Raw genomic sequence first — 14,623 nt, forward strand, 5'->3', positions numbered from 1 at the left:
CATGTCCGACACCCCTGCCACGCTGCCTGACGGCACGCTGACCTTCCTGCCGGAGCGCCTTAACCGTGACCCAGCGGTCCTGCGCGGCCTCACCAACGACGAGATGTGGGTATCCCTGATCGTCGGTGCCGGGCTTGGTGTGATCTTCGGTGCGCCGCTGGCGGTGGCTACCGCCTCCATCGCCACCCTCCCCACCTGCATGTTCGTCTGCATGGCGTTGGTGTTGCTCGGCGGCGGCAAGCTGCTGCGCCGGGCCAAGCGCGCCCGCCCGGAAACCTGGTTGTACCGGCGCCTGCAGTGGCACCTGGCGGTGCACTGGGGCATCAGTTCGCACCAACTGATCCTGCATTCGGGGCCGTGGACCGTGCGTCGGACGCGCCGGCATAGGAGGGCCAACCCATGAGCCGCTTCCGCAACAAGGTGGATGCGCAGCAGGCGCATATTTTCAGCCTGCGCCTTGCCGTGGCCATCCTGGCACTGCTGTGCTGCGGGCTGTGGTACGGCTGGCAGGCAGCGCCCTCCGAACTCACCATTCACGTACCGCCCGATCTGCGCTCCGGCAGCACGCGCAAGTGGTGGGATGTGCCGCCCGAGAACATCTACGCCTTCGCCCTGTACATCTTTGGTCAACTCAACCGCTGGCCCACCGACGGTGAAGTCGACTACCACCGCGCGATTTTTGCCCTGCAGCCCTACCTGACGCCCGCGTGTAAAACGTTTTTTGACGGTGACTTCGACTATCGCAAGGCTGCTGGCGAACTGCGTGGCCGGGTGCGAGGGGTGTATGAGGTGCTCGGCCGCGGCTACAGCGACGACCCAGACCTGCGGGTGAAGCAGCTGGATAAGCACAGTTGGCTGGTCAAGCTCGACCTCAACGCCGACGAGTACTACGCCGCCGAGCCGGTAAAACGCGTGGTAGTGCGCTATCCGCTGCGGGTGGTGCGCTTCGACGTCGACCCTGAACGCAACAAGTGGGGCCTGGCGCTGGACTGCTACGAAGGCACACCGCAGAAGCTGACGCTGCCGGGAGGTGCGTAATGATGCGTGTCTTGATCCTGATTCTGGTGATGGCCAGCGGCTGGTGTTCAGCGGTCGGCGCCGTCGAGGTCAAATACTGGGACCGCCTGCCCTTGGCCGTTCCGCTCACGGTGGGCCAGGAGCGGGTCTTGATGCTGGACGAAGACGTTCGCATCGGGCTACCCAGTGCGATCGCCAGCAAGCTTCGCGTACAGTCGGTCGGCGGGACAGTTTATCTACGCGCCGCCGAAGCACTCCCCCCTACCCGGCTCCAACTGCAATCAGTAAAGTCGGGCGACATCATCCTGATCGATATCGAAGCGCTCGAGGGCAGCGAGTCGCTGGAACCGGTCAAGATCGTGGCCCAGGCTCAGGCGCCGGACACGGAGCCCCAGAAAGATGCAGCACCCGAAGCGACTCCGGTGCCGGTGGTGCTTACTCGTTATGCGGCGCAGAACCTCTATGCGCCTCTGCGTACCGTGGCGCCATTGCCCGGTGTGCGGCGTGTGCCTTTGACCGACTCCATCGCATTCAGCACCTTGCTACCGACCGAGCGAGTTTCGATCAAGGCGCTTGCAGCGTGGCGGCTGGGCGATTACTGGGTAACGGCGGTGAAGATCGTGAACCGCGGCCCCGGCAAAGTCGCGCTGGACCCGCGTCACCTGCAGGCCACGCTGTACGCTGCGACGTTCCAGCACGCAGACCTCGGCCTCGCTGGTACGCCTGAAGACACCACCGTCGCCTACTTGGTTACCCGCGACGGGGACTTGAAGCACGCGCTGCTGTTGCCTCCACCAAAACCGGAGGCTGCCGGTCATGAAAGCTAACAGCCTGCTGAAGTGGTTGGTGCCCGGGGTCCTGCTGGGCATCGTGCTGATCATCGGCAGATCCTGGATGGCCTCGCCGGAAAGCCAGACCGCGCACGATCCGGACAAGACCACACTTAGCGCGGAACAAGCCAAGGCCCTGGGCATCGCGGGCGACACCCCGCGCGACACCGTGGCCACGCTGATTGGCCAGGTCAAGGCGATGCGCAGTGAGATGCAGACACTGAAGAAAGGCAACGATGCGCTGCAGACCGAAAACAACCGGCTGCGCTCGCGCGAAGGTAATATCGACACACGCATCCAAAGCACCTTAAGCAGCGTCACTCAGCAGGTCACCGAGCAGCGCCAGCAAGCCAACGATGCCCGGCAGAAGGCCGAGCAGCAGCACCGCGAAACCCAGGGCCTGCTGTCCAGGCTCAAGGACCAGCTAACCAGCAAGCCGGCCGCGAAGTCGGATCTCCCCGCAGGCTTTGGCCTTGAGCCCGGCGACGAGCAACAGTTTTCGGGTGCGCAATCAGCGCCTGATGCAATGCAGTGGATCGAGCCGTCAAATGTCCGCGTCGGCCAGGATGACGCCAGCAAAGCTGAAGGCCCGCTGTCATCGCTGACGTCGACGTTCAAGGACCTGCACGGCCTGGACAACAACGCCATTGATCGCGGCCAGGACCGTTTGCGTGCCGTTGCCAAAGGTGAGCGTGACCTGGAGAACGCTCAGGACCGCGCCGAGGGCGCCAGGCCCGTTTACACCCTCCCGGAAAACTCGACACTGATGGGCTCGATCGCCATGACCGCGCTGATTGGCCGGGTCCCAGTGGACGGCACCGTGAACGACCCTTATCCGTTCAAGGTACTGGTGGGCCCGGACAACCTCACCGCCAATGGCATTGACCTGCCGGACGTGGTTGGCGCGGTCATGAGCGGCACCGCTGCCGGCGACTGGACGTTGTCCTGCGTGCGCGGCCAGGTCGAGTCGATCACCTTTGTCTTCAGCGATGGGACCGTCCGCACGGTGCCACAGCCGCAGAAGGTCGTCAGCCGCAATCGCAGCAGCACCCAAACCTCAGACACCGAGAAGATCCGTGGCGGGCTGGGCTACATCTCCGATCCCTATGGCATTCCCTGCATCTCCGGGGAGCGCCGTTCCAACGCCCAGCAATACCTGGGCAGCCAGAGCCTGATCACCGCAGCGGGGGCCGGCTTCGCCGCGGCCCTGGGCAGTGAGCAGACCAACACCTCGTTCATCAACTCGGCCGGCGGCAGCCTGGGCTTGACCCAGAACAGCGGCAACAGTGCGCTGAACTCAGTCATCAGCGGTGTCATTGGCGATATCCGTGAGTGGATCAACAAGCTCTATGGTGAAGCCTTTGCCGCCATTTACGTGCCGCCTGGGGCCAAGGTGGCCTTGCACCTGGATCACGAGATCAGCATCGACTACGAGCCGAAAGGCCGGAGAGTGAACCATGAAAGCCCATCCGTTTCGGTACTGGATCTGGATTAGTCTGCTGCTCGCCCTGCACCTGAGCGGCTGCTCCACCAGCAAGGAGGAAATGCTGCCCCATGGCGATCACACCATGCTGGACATCTGGAATGGCGGTGGCTCCGTCGGTTCCCAGCAGCAGTTGCAGGAAGCGCGTGGTGAACTGCGCCGTCCAGTGCTCGACCCTGAGCGCCTGATAGACGACCAAAGCGCTTACACGCGCACCGCTGCCAACGAGATCCGAACCCAGTTCCCGCGTCTGCCCAACCCGGACTTGGTCATGTACGTGTACCCGCACCTGGCCGGTACCCAGCAGACCCCGGTGCCAGGTTACTCGACGGTGTTCCCGCTGTACGAGAAGGTGCAGTACGCGCTGCCTGGTGAACGCCTGGACGATCTGTGATGGCCGATGACGCAAGTCGCGATCCCCCGCGCTGGAAGCCCTGGCGTGCGGCGCAGCGCCGGCGCGCGACGCTTGCCGACGAGGCCGCCCAGTATGCGCACAATCCTAGCTTTGCTGATCACCTGCCCTGGGTCGAATACCTTGAGGACGAGCAGTGCTTTCTGCTCGACGACAACCGCTCGGTGGGCGCGGTGTTCGAGCTGCAGCCGATAGGGACCGAGGGCCGTGAGCCCGAGTGGTTGATGGCGGCCCGCGACGCCCTGGAGGATGCGCTGCAGGACAGTTTCGACGAACTGGACCAGGCCCCTTGGGTGGTGCAGTTTTTCTGCCAGGACGACAGTGACTTTGCCCCGTACCTCGAACGCCTGGAGCGCTATATCGCGCCGAGGGCTCGCGGCACACCGTTTACCCAAGCCTTCCTCGCTTCGATGCAGCGTCACCTCGACGCCATTGCTAAACCGGGCGGGCTGTTCGACGACCATGTCGTGTCTCACCTGCCCTGGCGCGGCAGCAATCGGCGGATTCGCCTGGTAGTCTATCGCTGGCTCGGGGACCAGGGTGACGATGACGGGCAGAGCCCGACTCAGTTGCTGAACCGCACCTGCGACCGCCTGGTGGCCTCGATGCAGGCCTGCGGGGTCAACCCTCGACGATTGACCGGCCGCGACTTCTACACCTGGTTGCTGCCCTGGTTCAACCCGTCTCCAGCCCTCACAGGCGAATCCCCCGCAGCGTTCTATCGACGCGTGCCCTATCCGGAGACGGACGACGGCGAGGAGTTGCCGCTGCCGTTCGACCACGATTTCGCGGAGCGGCTGTTCTTCCAGGAGCCGCGCTCCGATAGCGAACAGGGCCTCTGGTACTTCGATCAACAGCCCCATGCGGTGATGGTGGTCGACAAGCTGCGTAGGCCGCCGCATATCGGCCAGCTTACCGGCGAAACGCGTAAAGGCGAGGCGTTGAACGCCTTGTTCGATCAGTTGCCCGAGCAGGCGGTCATGAGCCTGACCCTGGTGATCACGCCTCAGGATGTACTCGAGGAACAGCTCAACCGTCTGGCGCGCAAAGCCATCGGCGAAAACCTCGCCTCGACCCAGACCCGTCAGGACGTGGAAGAAGCGCGCGCGTTGATTGGGCGCCAGCACAAGCTGTACCGCGGCACCTTGGCGCTATACCTGCGTGGCGCCGATGAACAGCAACTGCGCCAGCGCTCGATTCACGCCGCCAACGTGCTGCTCGGCGCTGGCCTGCAGCCGGTGCGCGAGGGCGACGAAGTGGCCGCCTGCAACAGCTACCTGCGCTGGCTGCCGATGGTCTACAACCCGGCCCGAGATGCACGCAATTGGTACACCCGCCTGTTGTTCGCCCAGCACATCGCCAACCTACTACCCCTCTGGGGGCGCAGCATCGGTACCGGCAACCCGGGCATCACATTCTTCAACCGTGGGGGTGCACCGCTGTCGTTTGACCCGTTGTCACGTTTCGACCGCTCCATGAATGGCCACCTGCTGCTGTTCGGGCCGACCGGCGCCGGCAAGTCGGCCACCCTGGTCTCAATCCTGATGCAGGTCATGGCCGTGTACCGGCCGAGGCTGTTTATTGTCGAAGCGGGCAACTCCTTTGGCCTACAAGGCGATTACTTCGCCACGCTCGGCTTGTCCGTCAACAAGGTGCAGCTCAAACCAGGCAGTGATGTAAGCCTGGCACCGTTCGCCCATGCCCGGCGGCTGATCGAGCACCCGGATCAGGTGGCCAGCCTGTCGACCGAAGACCTGGATGAAAACGCGCCGGACAGTGATGAGCAACGCGATGTGCTGGGGGAATTGGAGATCACCGCACGGCTGATGGTCACCGGTGGTGAAGCCAAGGAAGAGGCACGCCTGACCCGCGCGGATCGCAGCCTGATCCGCGAGTGTATCCTCGATGCCGCCCAGCACTGCGCCGCGACCGAGCAACAGGTACTCACGCGTCATGTCCGCGATGCCCTGCGCCAGGTCGCCAGCGACGCCCGCTTGCCTGACAAACGCCGGGAACGCGCCCAGGAGATGGCCGAGTCCATCGACCTGTTCTGCCAGGGTTTTGAGGGCGCTCTATTTGATCGGCCCGGCACGCCCTGGCCGGAGAGCGATGTGACGATCGTCGACCTCGCCACCTACGCCCGTGAGGGTTATGAGGCGCAGATGTCGATCAGCTACATCAGCCTGATGAACACGGTGAACAACCTCGCCGAGCGCGATCAGTACCTCGGGCGACCGATCATCATGGTCACTGACGAAGGCCACATCATTACCAAAAATCCGCTACTCGCCCCCTTTGTAGTCAAGGGCACGAAGATGTGGCGCAAGCTGGGCGCCTGGTTTTGGCTGGCGACGCAGAACCTGGCCGACTTCCCCGACGCGGCGCAGACCATGCTCAACATGATCGAATGGTGGATCTGCCTGAACATGCCGCCGGCGGAAATCGAGGAAATCGCCCGCTTCAAGAAACTCACACCGGCGCAGAAGGCGCTGCTGCTCTCTGCGAGCAAGGCTTCGGGCAAGTACACCGAGGGCGTGGTCTTGTCGAAGAACCTGGAAACACTGTTCCGTGCGGTGCCCCCGAGCCTGTACCTCGCACTGGCCATGACCGAGCCCGAGGAAAAAGCCCAGCGCTGGCGATTGATGGAGGAGCACCAGCAGTCCGAGCTGGAGGCCGCCCTGCAGGTCGCAGCGGAGATCGATCGCCTGCGCAACATGTTGTGACCGATACCGCCAGGACTGTTCGCACCCCCTTAGTTCAGCAAAAAATCGACAAGAGCACATTTGTACTCTTTCGGTATTTTGCCTGATTCGCTCTGCCAAATCTGCCGCCAGAAGAAATCGATAAACCCGGGCTCAGTTTGCCTCCCCTCCTCCAGTGCCGGATCTGGGATGCTGAAACTTGGCGCATGGACGCACACCGCTGCCACCTTCTGAGCGTTGCCCATGAACGTGACCGTCTCTACCCGCCGCAGATCACCGATGCCCAAGAAGGCTGGCCGAAGTCGTGCGTTCACTGCGGCGGTTCTGCTTATCGCCACCGAGCAGTGCCTGGCACTGACCACCCCGACCATCATCGCCTCCGTCACTTCGCTGGAGTGCCTGGAATACCGGGTCGTCGGTATCTGCTACTGGCTGCTGTGCACGCCGTTCGGCTGCACGGTGCGCACCTCGCCGAAGATCCGTCATTTCATTCCCGAGCTAGTGGTGTCGAGCTACGCCGACACCGGGGGCAACCCCTGGAGCGAGATGTCCGCACTGTCGATGCCGACGTCAGCATCCCAAGGCGGTGGCAACCTCATCACGCCTTCGCTGCAGCGCGATAACCTGCCTCGGTTCAAGAATGTCGACGGCATCGGGCACCCCGGCGGGGCTGCCCTGACGGCCTTGGCGCACACGTTCGGCTATGCGTGCCCAAGCGGTGCCGTGCCGTTTGCGCCCTACTACCTCAGTACCCTCGACCCGCTGGCGTGGCGCCAGGCCATTCCCGAATCCGTCTACCCGCAAGCACTGGTGCCGGGAATGCGCGAGATCGGCAACCAGGCACTCGGCGACATGTGGGGTAGCGTCTACCCACGCCACGGATTTCTGGTGCAGCCCGACGACTTCAAGGCGGGTGCCGTAATGGCGCAGCGCGCCAGTGACTTCATCACCCGCATTGGCCAGCCGCACGTCTATCGGCCGCTGCAGCCGATGCCCGCGCCCGGCTACTGGCCACCGCAGCCGGTACTGGAGAACAACGTCAACAACCACCGCTGGCAATTGCTCACGCCGGTGATCCAAAGCACCTGCGCCATCTTCCCCAGCCCAACGATCCAGAGCGCCGACGGCGCCTATGCCTGGTCGCTGTGGCGGCCCTACCGCTGCTGCCAGCGCATGGGACAGACCTTCCTGTTCAGCATCGATTTTGACGGAGGCCAATGATGAAGACCCTCTCGCTCGGTTTGCTGTGCTTCCTCGTCTGTGCCGTGGGCCACGCCGCCGAGAACGGCTACCACCTTGGTGACCAGGCTCCGGTGCTGGATGACCGGGTGATGTACACCATCGGCGGTGGTTCGGCGGCAGGAGCGCCCTCCTCGCTTTACCGACCCAATGGCCTTGGCGTGGGCATGTCATGGCGCGCCAACATGATGTGCGGAAACATGAACCTCTCGAACACCCTGCAGAACCAGCTCAATGGCGCCACGCAGGGTTTCCAGCAGATCATGGGCAACGTGATCCAGAACGCCACACAGGCAGTGATGTCGCTGCCGGCGATGATCATCCAGCGCGCCAACCCCGGGCTGTATGAGCTGCTGAGCAATGGTGTTCTGCAGGGACGGATCGACTTCGACCGCTCCAAGCTCACCTGCCAGGCAATGGCGGCGAAGATGGCCGACAAGGTCGACCAGGCCGGCTGGGGCGCGCTGGCGCAGAACCAGGAGATGCAGCACAACCTCGAGCAGTCCGGCGGGGATGCCGTGACGGCAGTGAAGGACACCGAATCCAATAACGGCAACAACGGCGTCAGTTGGGTCGCTGGGCAAAAAGCCGGTGGCAACGGCCAGCAACCCATCCGGGTGACGTCGGACGTCGTCAAAGCCGGCTACAACCTGCTGCACAACCGGGCGGTCGAGGATACCTCTGCTCTGGGTTCGGGTTGCCAAAATGGCGCCATCTGCCAAGCCTGGTCGAGTCCCGAGGAGGCCTCCGAGTGGGCGACGCGTGTGCTTGGGGAAACCGAGGTGCAGACCTGCGACGACTGCGAGACGCTGCGCGTGACTGCCGGTACCGGCCTGTCACCGCTAATCCAGGAAACCTACACGGAAAACCTTGAAGGCTTGCATCGCATGGTCTCAGGCGCCGAGCAGCCGACACCGGAGAACCTGGGCAAGGTCTCCAGTCCCTTGTTGCAGGTCTCGCGCGGTGTCATCGAAGGGCTGCGCGACGACCCCGACCAGAACCTGCTGGCCCGACGCCTGGCCAGCGAGACCGCGCTATCGAGCGTCATTTACAAGGCGATGCTGCTGCAGCGCACGCTATTTGCCGGCAGCCACGAACCCAACGTGGCTTCGGCGCATCCTGCCACCAGCGCCCTCAACGGCAACGTGGAAACGCTGGAGCGCGAAATCCGCCTGCTGCAAACCGAGCTGCAGGTACGCCAGGCGCTGGCCACCAACACCGCCAGCCTGGTCCTTGATCGCCACGCCGGCGGTGCCGACGCCTCGCGTAGCATCGATCAGCGCGATCCGGAGCCGGACCGACTGCGCCGGGCCGAACAGGAGAGGAGCACGCCATGATCTTGTTTTCGGTGAGGTCCACGCTCGCACGTGTGCTGATGATCCTCGGCGCCATGCTGGGCATGTTGCTGATTGCTTGGATGGCGCTGCACCTGTCCGTGACCCTGTTGAATTGGCTCGAACCTGCACGAGGGACACCGCCCTACTTCGCGTGCTGGCGCGCGCTTATGTACACCCTGATTTTTGCCGGTTGGGCCGCAGCGTTGCGCAGGCGGCCCACGCATGCAGATCAACAACGGCTGAAGCGCCTGGGATTGATCGGCTTCAGCTCGATCATCCTGGTCGAGCTGTCTCGCGTGTGAGGTGCAGCCATGAACATGAGCACCAACAGCTATCTCGAGTACTACCTGTCGCTGCTGGCCTGGATCATCAATAACGGCATCTGGAACACGCTGGCGGACACCGGGCTGTTCGCCGCTCCGTTCGGCGCGATCATCCTGCAGGAATGGCTGTCGGCCCGCCAACAGGGTGCCGACGAGGGCAACAAGGGGCTGTTGTCGATCCCTCGCGTCGAGAACCGGCTGTGGATGAGCTACGTGGTCATATTGTTTGGCTGCATGCCGTTTTTCCCGCTGAACCTTTCATCCGTGAGCTTTGACGATGCTGCGAGTCAGCGGTGTGGCGTGTCCATGACCAAACCTGCGGATACGGCTTGGGGCACAACCTTCAACACTATCGGCGAGAAGTCAGCGAACGTGCCGGTGTGGTGGTTCCTGGTGCATGCCATGAGCAAAGGCATCACCGCCGCCGCGACCGCGTCGATCCCCTGCGCACCTGACATCCGTGCGATACGCATGGAGATCGACAGCTCGCGGATCAACGACCAGGTACTGCTGCAGGAGGTCGCCGACTTCACCCGGGAGTGCTACGGCTTTTCGCGCTCGCGGCTGTTTACCAATCGGCCCGAACTGGACGAATCGCAGAGCTACGACGCGTCCTGGATCGGCTCGACCTACCTGCTCAATACACCGGGTTACTACGATACCGATCGCTCGCGAATGCCCAGGGTCGATTGGCCATACGACGAGGCCCGTGATACCTCCCTACCCCAGCTCGACAACGGTGCCGGCTACCCCACCTGCAAGCAGTGGTGGGGTGATGCCACGGTCGGACTGCGCGATCGATTGGTGGCCGAGGTCGATCCGTCGCTGATGTCGCAGTTGCGAGGCTGGCTGACCGGGCGCACTTCTACTGAGATTGAAGACGCCACCCTTCGCGAATTGGTAAGCCCACGCCAGCAATCGTTGAGCATGGCACCTGGGCAGGTCTTCCAGGACTACGGCAGCAGTGCCCGGGGCGGTTCACTGACGCAAGGGCTCAACAACCTCGCCACCAACACCGGCCTGGCCTTGGGTTCGTTCAGCAATTTCCCGGCGATGAATGCCTTGCGTGCAGCCTTACCCATGGTCCAGGCCTTCCTGATCATGGGCACGATCATCAGCTTGCCACTGGTCCTACTGATCAGCACCTACCAGTTGAAGGCGCTCATGACGATCACGTTTGCACTGTTCACCCTGCACATGCTGACGTTCTGGTGGGAGCTTGCGCGCTGGGTCGATTCGAGCATGCTGGAAACGCTATACAACCAAGTGTCGGTCACAGACCAGGCACTGTTGTCGTTGCCGACGGCCGGATTCATGGACGGGACTGTCACCGCGCAGGTGATCGAGTACGTCATGGGCGCAATGTTCATTGTCTTGCCAGCGTTGTTCGTGGGCACCATGAGCTGGGCAGGTTATGCCGTGGGTAACGGGATCCAGAGCATGCTGGCAAGTGGCGGCAAGAATGCAACCGACGCTGCAAGCAAAGGCACAGCGCAATTGACGAGTGCCGGCAAGAAATCAATCAGGTGACTTAAAATCACCTATGTAATGGCCGTTGCTATCATAATCGCCAATATAGAGATCAGCACCCAGAGAGTCTGGGACTGATTCTTCTCGACTCGCCACAGGTTCGGCGCTCTCCCACCAGCTTCGAACTAGAGCAAATGCCAGACTGGTGACGATCAGCAAAATAAAAGAAAGAGCGACAGCAACAAGACCAAACACGCAAAGTGACATGCTGGCTGCCATAACCAAAAACTTTCTACATGGAGCTTGGGCCGGGCTCTGATAGCTAACTAACTTGGAGGCCAAATTTCGCCAGGCTGCTCCAAGGCTCGAACCCATACGGCCCGAAAATGAATGAGGACGGACTTGGCTACGCATCTTGTACCTCCCACAGGCAGATAGCCCGTTGGATCCAAGATTCAAGTCTACTCCTTTCCGCCCACGAACAGCACCGCTCATCGTTCAGCAGCGGACTGAAACACCGCCATGGAACAATGCGGACACTACGACTGAATCTGCATCTGCCCCACCATTGACCACAACCAACCTGCCTGATATTGAATAAGTGCAATCGCTGGTTATCCAGCATCCCAGGTAGCCATGACCTTCGAGGCTACGTCACACATGTGATGGTTGTCCCAAGTGCGATTAGCGTTCGGCAGCTCGCATGGTCACCGCTCCCGCGGTGATGAACGCCCTCTAAATCCCCGGGCTCCCAAAGCCTGCACCCTCGACGCGCCTACTCAACATTCCAGTGCTGGGAATTCTCCCGCACGGGTGGAATTCCTCCGCACCTCTTGGAGGATTTCATCATGCTGCGCTTCACAGGCTCTGAACTTCACGCGGTGTTGGCCGAAGCCGGTATCAATGGCTGCAAAGTGATGCTGGTAAAGGACCACGGCGTTTACCTGATGGCGGAGATCGGCGAGAGCAAACCCGATGGAAGCGGCCGCAAGCGAGTGGCGTATGCCATTGGCTGCAACCCCGAGGTCGACGACTTCGATACCTGGTGGAATCGCGCTAAAGACGAATTCGGCGGTGACGATTTCGCTGAGTACTTCGACATCGAAGATCCTGTCCTGGCCAGTCTTCGCGGGACAGCAGGATCTTTGGTGGTTGAAGCCACTTCCACTCACCTGTACTTGGCCGCCGAGGTCGAGCCCACGGGAAAATCTTGACCACCTGACCTAAGTCACAGGCGCTTCCAGAGGGCTCGCTGTCGGGACCTCTGGAAGCGCCTTTCCGGGTGCCTTCCGTTCCATCCGAGGTCGCCATTTATCAGAAAGCCAAAGCGCCCTTCCTTCCTTGGAACGCTCTGGATAGGCGTATTTGCGATGTTCCTGAGTGGCCATTGACCACCGCTCAACACAGGTTTTTTACTGCTTAGGCACTCCCAGCTCGCGGCAATATTTACAGCGACTAAGCCCCGCCACACTTCGACTGAGGTGCTCGCGCGATCTACTCTGGAGGTACTCATGTCAAGCCACTGCAGCCTCTCCACGGCCGTCGTGCTCAGCCCTGGCGTATGGCAGCAACTCATGGAGCCTGGCCCAGGAAACGTCTCCGCAGATCAGGTAGCACAACGTCTGGCCATCCTGCTCACCAGTGCTCTGGCGGCTGCTACTCATTCGTCACCCTGTCCAACTGATCTGCACATTCAGTTGCCACAGGACGGCGTGCCATCTGCGGCCGAACAACTTTCGCTGTTGCAGTTGGCCCACATCACGCCACGTAGCGCCCCTTCTTTCCTGCACATCCGCTTGCCAGCTGAGCATTCGGTGGATCTCAAAGTCCTCTGACACACCAGCACTTCCTCTGCCCTTACCCCAACCGGGAACACCTCCCGGATGGGGTGGCGTTCCCCTTCACAATCGGAGAACGTCATGTCCGACATCTATCTGGACGTCACCAACAAAATCGTCAGCGCCCTGAGCCAAGGCGTGATCCCCTGGATCAAGCCCTGGACCACCACAGCTTCAAGCGCTGACGGTCCTTTTCCCATCAACGCCATTACCAAGCGTCCCTACGCCGGCATCAACATTCCGCTACTGTGGGCGGAGGCGCGACTACGAGGCTTCACCCAAGATCGCTGGCTGACCTACAACCAGGCGCGCAAAGCCGGAGGCCATGTGCGCAAAGGCGAGCAATCCACCCTCGCGGTGCTGTACAAACCGATAAGCAAGGAAGCGCACGACGAGGACGGCCAAGTCGTTCGTGATGAACAGGGCAATATCAAGATGGTGCAGTTTGCGCTGCTTCGGACGCACTGCCTGTTCAACATCGAACAGACCGAAGGCTTACCAGGCGAGGAGCCAGCCTCCGCTGAGCACGCCGAGCCCGCGACCTTCATCGATCATGAACCGGCCGAGCAACTGCTGGTCGCCAGCGGGGCGCGCATCGAGCATCGCTACGGCGATGATGCGTTCTATCAGCCGATTCGTGATCTGATTCAGCTGCCTACCAAGGCGCAGTTCGAGGACGTCGGCAGCTACTACGCAACGGCTCTGCATGAGCTGACACACTGGTCGGGCCACCGGTCGCGTCTGAACCGTGAGGGTATCACCGGCGGGCATGCATTCGGCTCCACGGCGTATGCCTTCGAGGAACTGATCGCAGAAATGAGCGCCGCGTTTCTCTGCGCACTCACCGGTACCACGGGTGAGTTGCGGCACGAGGAATACCTGGCGTCCTGGCTGAAGATACTCAAGGAGGACAAACGAGCCATTTTCCGCGCCAGTGGTCAGGCCCGGGAAGCCTCTGAGTACCTGTTGGCCTTGCAGTCTGACCAAGCCACGGATACACCCGCACGCCTCACCGCGTGATTCCACACATCCAGCAAAAAGGCCCCTATCCGGGGCCTTTGTTTTATCTGCTGCGCGGCATCCGCCGCCGTCATAAAGCCAGTGATTACTGCAGCCAGCTCTCGACAGTGTCCGAGCCGTGCTCCTGCTTCCACTGCTTGAGGATCTTGTGGTTGCCGCCCTTGGTTTCCACAACCTCACCGCTCTGCGGATGCTTGTAGCGCTTCACCTCGCGAGGCTTGCGCTGGCTGCTGCTGGATGCACTCGCGGTCGGTACGCTCAGGCCCTTGGACGGATCCAAAATGCTGATCACCTGGCGCAGGCCCATGCCGTACTCTTCCAGCAACGCTTTGAGTTTCTGTTCAAACTCGATTTCCTGCTTCAAACCGGAGTCGTTTTTCATGGCATCCAGCTGTTGCAGCTGCGCGGCCAGTTGCGCTTCCAGTGCCTTGAACTCGGCAAGTTTGGACATGAATAATCTTCCTAGGCGTGGGACAAGTGCTGGGATAGTAACTGAGACCGCGGATTTAGCCGAGGGTTTACTTAAAGCGCACGCGCTCTTGCAAGGTGCCGGTTAAAACGACCTCGCTTGGTCGCTCAATCAGACAAGTGCTGACACAGGTGCGCCACAAGTTGCCGCGGATTTGCGCTGTTTCCAATCTTGAACACGATATCGCGCTGGCTGCGCGGCAGCTTTTTCGCACAGCGCTTGGCCGCAGATCGGATGGCCGCATCCGTGCCATGAATCCGATCGGCCAATAACACGACCAACACTGCATCACTCAACGTCATCCGCGCCCCTGCTCTAGAAATCGTGCTAGGCAGTCTACGCCCTGAACAAAGGGTCCGCTATTCCGAGCGGCCGCCGATCCCGATGCGCCTGGCTTCGAATTATCACACGCGTAAAAAGGGCCAAGGCGGTAAAGGGTAACGGCGGCAATGGAAGGGGGCGCAAAGGTAAGAGCTCTATCCG

Annotated in this window: 17 protein-coding genes; 13 read left to right on the plus strand and 4 right to left on the minus strand. The window is 61.6% G+C overall.

What is annotated here, in order from left to right; genetic code table 11:
- Position 1 precedes the first annotated feature (1 nt).
- The 6 genes from LOY51_RS15190 to LOY51_RS15215 are packed head-to-tail and all read left to right on the plus strand — an operon-like array spanning position 2 to position 6,465.
- On the plus strand, positions 2–403 hold the full coding sequence (locus LOY51_RS15190; RefSeq protein ID WP_186556100.1) for a TIGR03750 family conjugal transfer protein: 402 nt from the start codon (positions 2–4) through the stop codon (positions 401–403).
- Positions 400–1,038 carry a PFL_4703 family integrating conjugative element protein gene (locus tag LOY51_RS15195; RefSeq protein ID WP_258641841.1) on the plus strand — a complete coding sequence of 213 codons (639 nt, stop codon included), beginning with the start codon at positions 400–402 and terminating at the stop codon, positions 1,036–1,038. Before LOY51_RS15190 ends, LOY51_RS15195 begins: the two co-directional genes overlap by 4 nt.
- Entirely contained in the window at positions 1,038–1,844 is an 807-nt protein-coding gene (locus LOY51_RS15200; protein ID WP_258641843.1) for a TIGR03749 family integrating conjugative element protein, read from the plus strand. Before LOY51_RS15195 ends, LOY51_RS15200 begins: the two co-directional genes overlap by 1 nt.
- On the plus strand, positions 1,834–3,342 hold the full coding sequence (locus tag LOY51_RS15205) for a TIGR03752 family integrating conjugative element protein (RefSeq protein ID WP_258641845.1): 1,509 nt from the start codon (positions 1,834–1,836) through the stop codon (positions 3,340–3,342). The genes LOY51_RS15200 and LOY51_RS15205 overlap by 11 nt, the downstream gene beginning before the upstream one ends.
- Entirely contained in the window at positions 3,305–3,724 is a 420-nt protein-coding gene (locus LOY51_RS15210) for a TIGR03751 family conjugal transfer lipoprotein (RefSeq protein WP_258641847.1), read from the plus strand. The genes LOY51_RS15205 and LOY51_RS15210 overlap by 38 nt, the downstream gene beginning before the upstream one ends.
- The gene (locus LOY51_RS15215) at positions 3,724–6,465 is read left to right on the plus strand and encodes a conjugative transfer ATPase (RefSeq protein ID WP_258641849.1); all 2,742 of its coding nucleotides are present in this window, start codon (positions 3,724–3,726) and stop codon (positions 6,463–6,465) included. Before LOY51_RS15210 ends, LOY51_RS15215 begins: the two co-directional genes overlap by 1 nt.
- Before the next feature lie 29 nt (positions 6,466–6,494).
- Here LOY51_RS15215 and LOY51_RS15220 read toward each other — a convergent pair whose 3' ends face one another.
- Positions 6,495–6,689: a hypothetical protein gene (locus LOY51_RS15220; RefSeq protein ID WP_258641851.1), complete on the minus strand. Its 195-nt coding sequence runs from the start codon at positions 6,687–6,689 to the stop codon at positions 6,495–6,497.
- On the opposite strand from LOY51_RS15220, the gene LOY51_RS15225 reads away from it, so the two are divergent.
- The 4 genes from LOY51_RS15225 to LOY51_RS15240 are packed head-to-tail and all read left to right on the plus strand — an operon-like array spanning position 6,688 to position 10,873.
- Positions 6,688–7,665, plus strand: coding sequence for a TIGR03756 family integrating conjugative element protein (locus tag LOY51_RS15225; RefSeq protein WP_258641852.1), 978 nt, complete (start codon positions 6,688–6,690; stop codon positions 7,663–7,665). The genes LOY51_RS15220 and LOY51_RS15225 overlap by 2 nt on opposite strands.
- Positions 7,665–9,020 (plus strand): integrating conjugative element protein, encoded by a 1,356-nt coding sequence (locus LOY51_RS15230; protein ID WP_258646655.1) that lies wholly within the window; start codon positions 7,665–7,667, stop codon positions 9,018–9,020. The genes LOY51_RS15225 and LOY51_RS15230 overlap by 1 nt, the downstream gene beginning before the upstream one ends.
- Positions 9,017–9,322 (plus strand): hypothetical protein, encoded by a 306-nt coding sequence (locus LOY51_RS15235; protein ID WP_258641853.1) that lies wholly within the window; start codon positions 9,017–9,019, stop codon positions 9,320–9,322. The genes LOY51_RS15230 and LOY51_RS15235 overlap by 4 nt, the downstream gene beginning before the upstream one ends.
- Before the next feature lie 9 nt (positions 9,323–9,331).
- Positions 9,332–10,873 (plus strand): conjugal transfer protein TraG N-terminal domain-containing protein, encoded by a 1,542-nt coding sequence (locus LOY51_RS15240; protein ID WP_258641854.1) that lies wholly within the window; start codon positions 9,332–9,334, stop codon positions 10,871–10,873.
- On the opposite strand, the gene LOY51_RS15245 is transcribed toward LOY51_RS15240, so the two are convergent.
- Positions 10,862–11,227 (minus strand): hypothetical protein, encoded by a 366-nt coding sequence (locus tag LOY51_RS15245; protein ID WP_258641855.1) that lies wholly within the window; start codon positions 11,225–11,227, stop codon positions 10,862–10,864. The two genes, LOY51_RS15240 and LOY51_RS15245, sit on opposite strands and share 12 nt — an antisense overlap.
- 434 nt (positions 11,228–11,661) lie before the next feature.
- Here LOY51_RS15245 and LOY51_RS15250 point away from each other — a divergent pair, with 434 nt between their 5' ends.
- The 3 genes from LOY51_RS15250 (at position 11,662) to LOY51_RS15260 (ending at position 13,671) form a co-directional block, all read left to right on the plus strand.
- Positions 11,662–12,027: a DUF3085 domain-containing protein gene (locus LOY51_RS15250; RefSeq protein ID WP_085663843.1), complete on the plus strand. Its 366-nt coding sequence runs from the start codon at positions 11,662–11,664 to the stop codon at positions 12,025–12,027.
- Positions 12,028–12,324: 297 nt separating this feature from the next.
- Positions 12,325–12,648: a hypothetical protein gene (locus LOY51_RS15255; RefSeq protein WP_258641856.1), complete on the plus strand. Its 324-nt coding sequence runs from the start codon at positions 12,325–12,327 to the stop codon at positions 12,646–12,648.
- 84 nt (positions 12,649–12,732) lie between these two features.
- On the plus strand, positions 12,733–13,671 hold the full coding sequence (locus LOY51_RS15260; RefSeq protein WP_258641857.1) for an ArdC family protein: 939 nt from the start codon (positions 12,733–12,735) through the stop codon (positions 13,669–13,671).
- 85 nt (positions 13,672–13,756) lie between these two features.
- Here LOY51_RS15260 and LOY51_RS15265 read toward each other — a convergent pair whose 3' ends face one another.
- Positions 13,757–14,122, minus strand: coding sequence for a histone-like nucleoid-structuring protein, MvaT/MvaU family (locus tag LOY51_RS15265; RefSeq protein ID WP_258641860.1), 366 nt, complete (start codon positions 14,120–14,122; stop codon positions 13,757–13,759).
- 125 nt (positions 14,123–14,247) lie between these two features.
- Entirely contained in the window at positions 14,248–14,442 is a 195-nt protein-coding gene (locus tag LOY51_RS15270; RefSeq protein ID WP_258641862.1) for a DUF7740 domain-containing protein, read from the minus strand.
- Positions 14,443–14,623: the final 181 nt, after the last annotated feature.

This window comes from Pseudomonas sichuanensis, assembly GCF_024749065.1.
GTDB lineage: Bacteria > Pseudomonadota > Gammaproteobacteria > Pseudomonadales > Pseudomonadaceae > Aquipseudomonas > Aquipseudomonas sichuanensis.

Coding starts and splice junctions, on each gene's coding strand:
- LOY51_RS15200 (WP_258641843.1), top strand. CDS start 1,038: ATGATGCGTGTCTTGATCCTGATTCTGGTGATGGCCAGCGGCTGGTGT.
- LOY51_RS15270 (WP_258641862.1), bottom strand. CDS start 14,442: ATGACGTTGAGTGATGCAGTGTTGGTCGTGTTATTGGCCGATCGGATT.
- LOY51_RS15205 (WP_258641845.1), top strand. CDS start 1,834: ATGAAAGCTAACAGCCTGCTGAAGTGGTTGGTGCCCGGGGTCCTGCTG.
- LOY51_RS15260 (WP_258641857.1), top strand. CDS start 12,733: ATGTCCGACATCTATCTGGACGTCACCAACAAAATCGTCAGCGCCCTG.
- LOY51_RS15190 (WP_186556100.1), top strand. CDS start 2: ATGTCCGACACCCCTGCCACGCTGCCTGACGGCACGCTGACCTTCCTG.
- LOY51_RS15240 (WP_258641854.1), top strand. CDS start 9,332: ATGAACATGAGCACCAACAGCTATCTCGAGTACTACCTGTCGCTGCTG.
- LOY51_RS15255 (WP_258641856.1), top strand. CDS start 12,325: ATGTCAAGCCACTGCAGCCTCTCCACGGCCGTCGTGCTCAGCCCTGGC.
- LOY51_RS15250 (WP_085663843.1), top strand. CDS start 11,662: ATGCTGCGCTTCACAGGCTCTGAACTTCACGCGGTGTTGGCCGAAGCC.
- LOY51_RS15220 (WP_258641851.1), bottom strand. CDS start 6,689: ATGGGCAACGCTCAGAAGGTGGCAGCGGTGTGCGTCCATGCGCCAAGT.
- LOY51_RS15230 (WP_258646655.1), top strand. CDS start 7,665: ATGAAGACCCTCTCGCTCGGTTTGCTGTGCTTCCTCGTCTGTGCCGTG.
- LOY51_RS15265 (WP_258641860.1), bottom strand. CDS start 14,122: ATGTCCAAACTTGCCGAGTTCAAGGCACTGGAAGCGCAACTGGCCGCG.
- LOY51_RS15195 (WP_258641841.1), top strand. CDS start 400: ATGAGCCGCTTCCGCAACAAGGTGGATGCGCAGCAGGCGCATATTTTC.
- LOY51_RS15225 (WP_258641852.1), top strand. CDS start 6,688: ATGAACGTGACCGTCTCTACCCGCCGCAGATCACCGATGCCCAAGAAG.
- LOY51_RS15210 (WP_258641847.1), top strand. CDS start 3,305: ATGAAAGCCCATCCGTTTCGGTACTGGATCTGGATTAGTCTGCTGCTC.
- LOY51_RS15235 (WP_258641853.1), top strand. CDS start 9,017: ATGATCTTGTTTTCGGTGAGGTCCACGCTCGCACGTGTGCTGATGATC.
- LOY51_RS15245 (WP_258641855.1), bottom strand. CDS start 11,227: ATGCGTAGCCAAGTCCGTCCTCATTCATTTTCGGGCCGTATGGGTTCG.
- LOY51_RS15215 (WP_258641849.1), top strand. CDS start 3,724: ATGGCCGATGACGCAAGTCGCGATCCCCCGCGCTGGAAGCCCTGGCGT.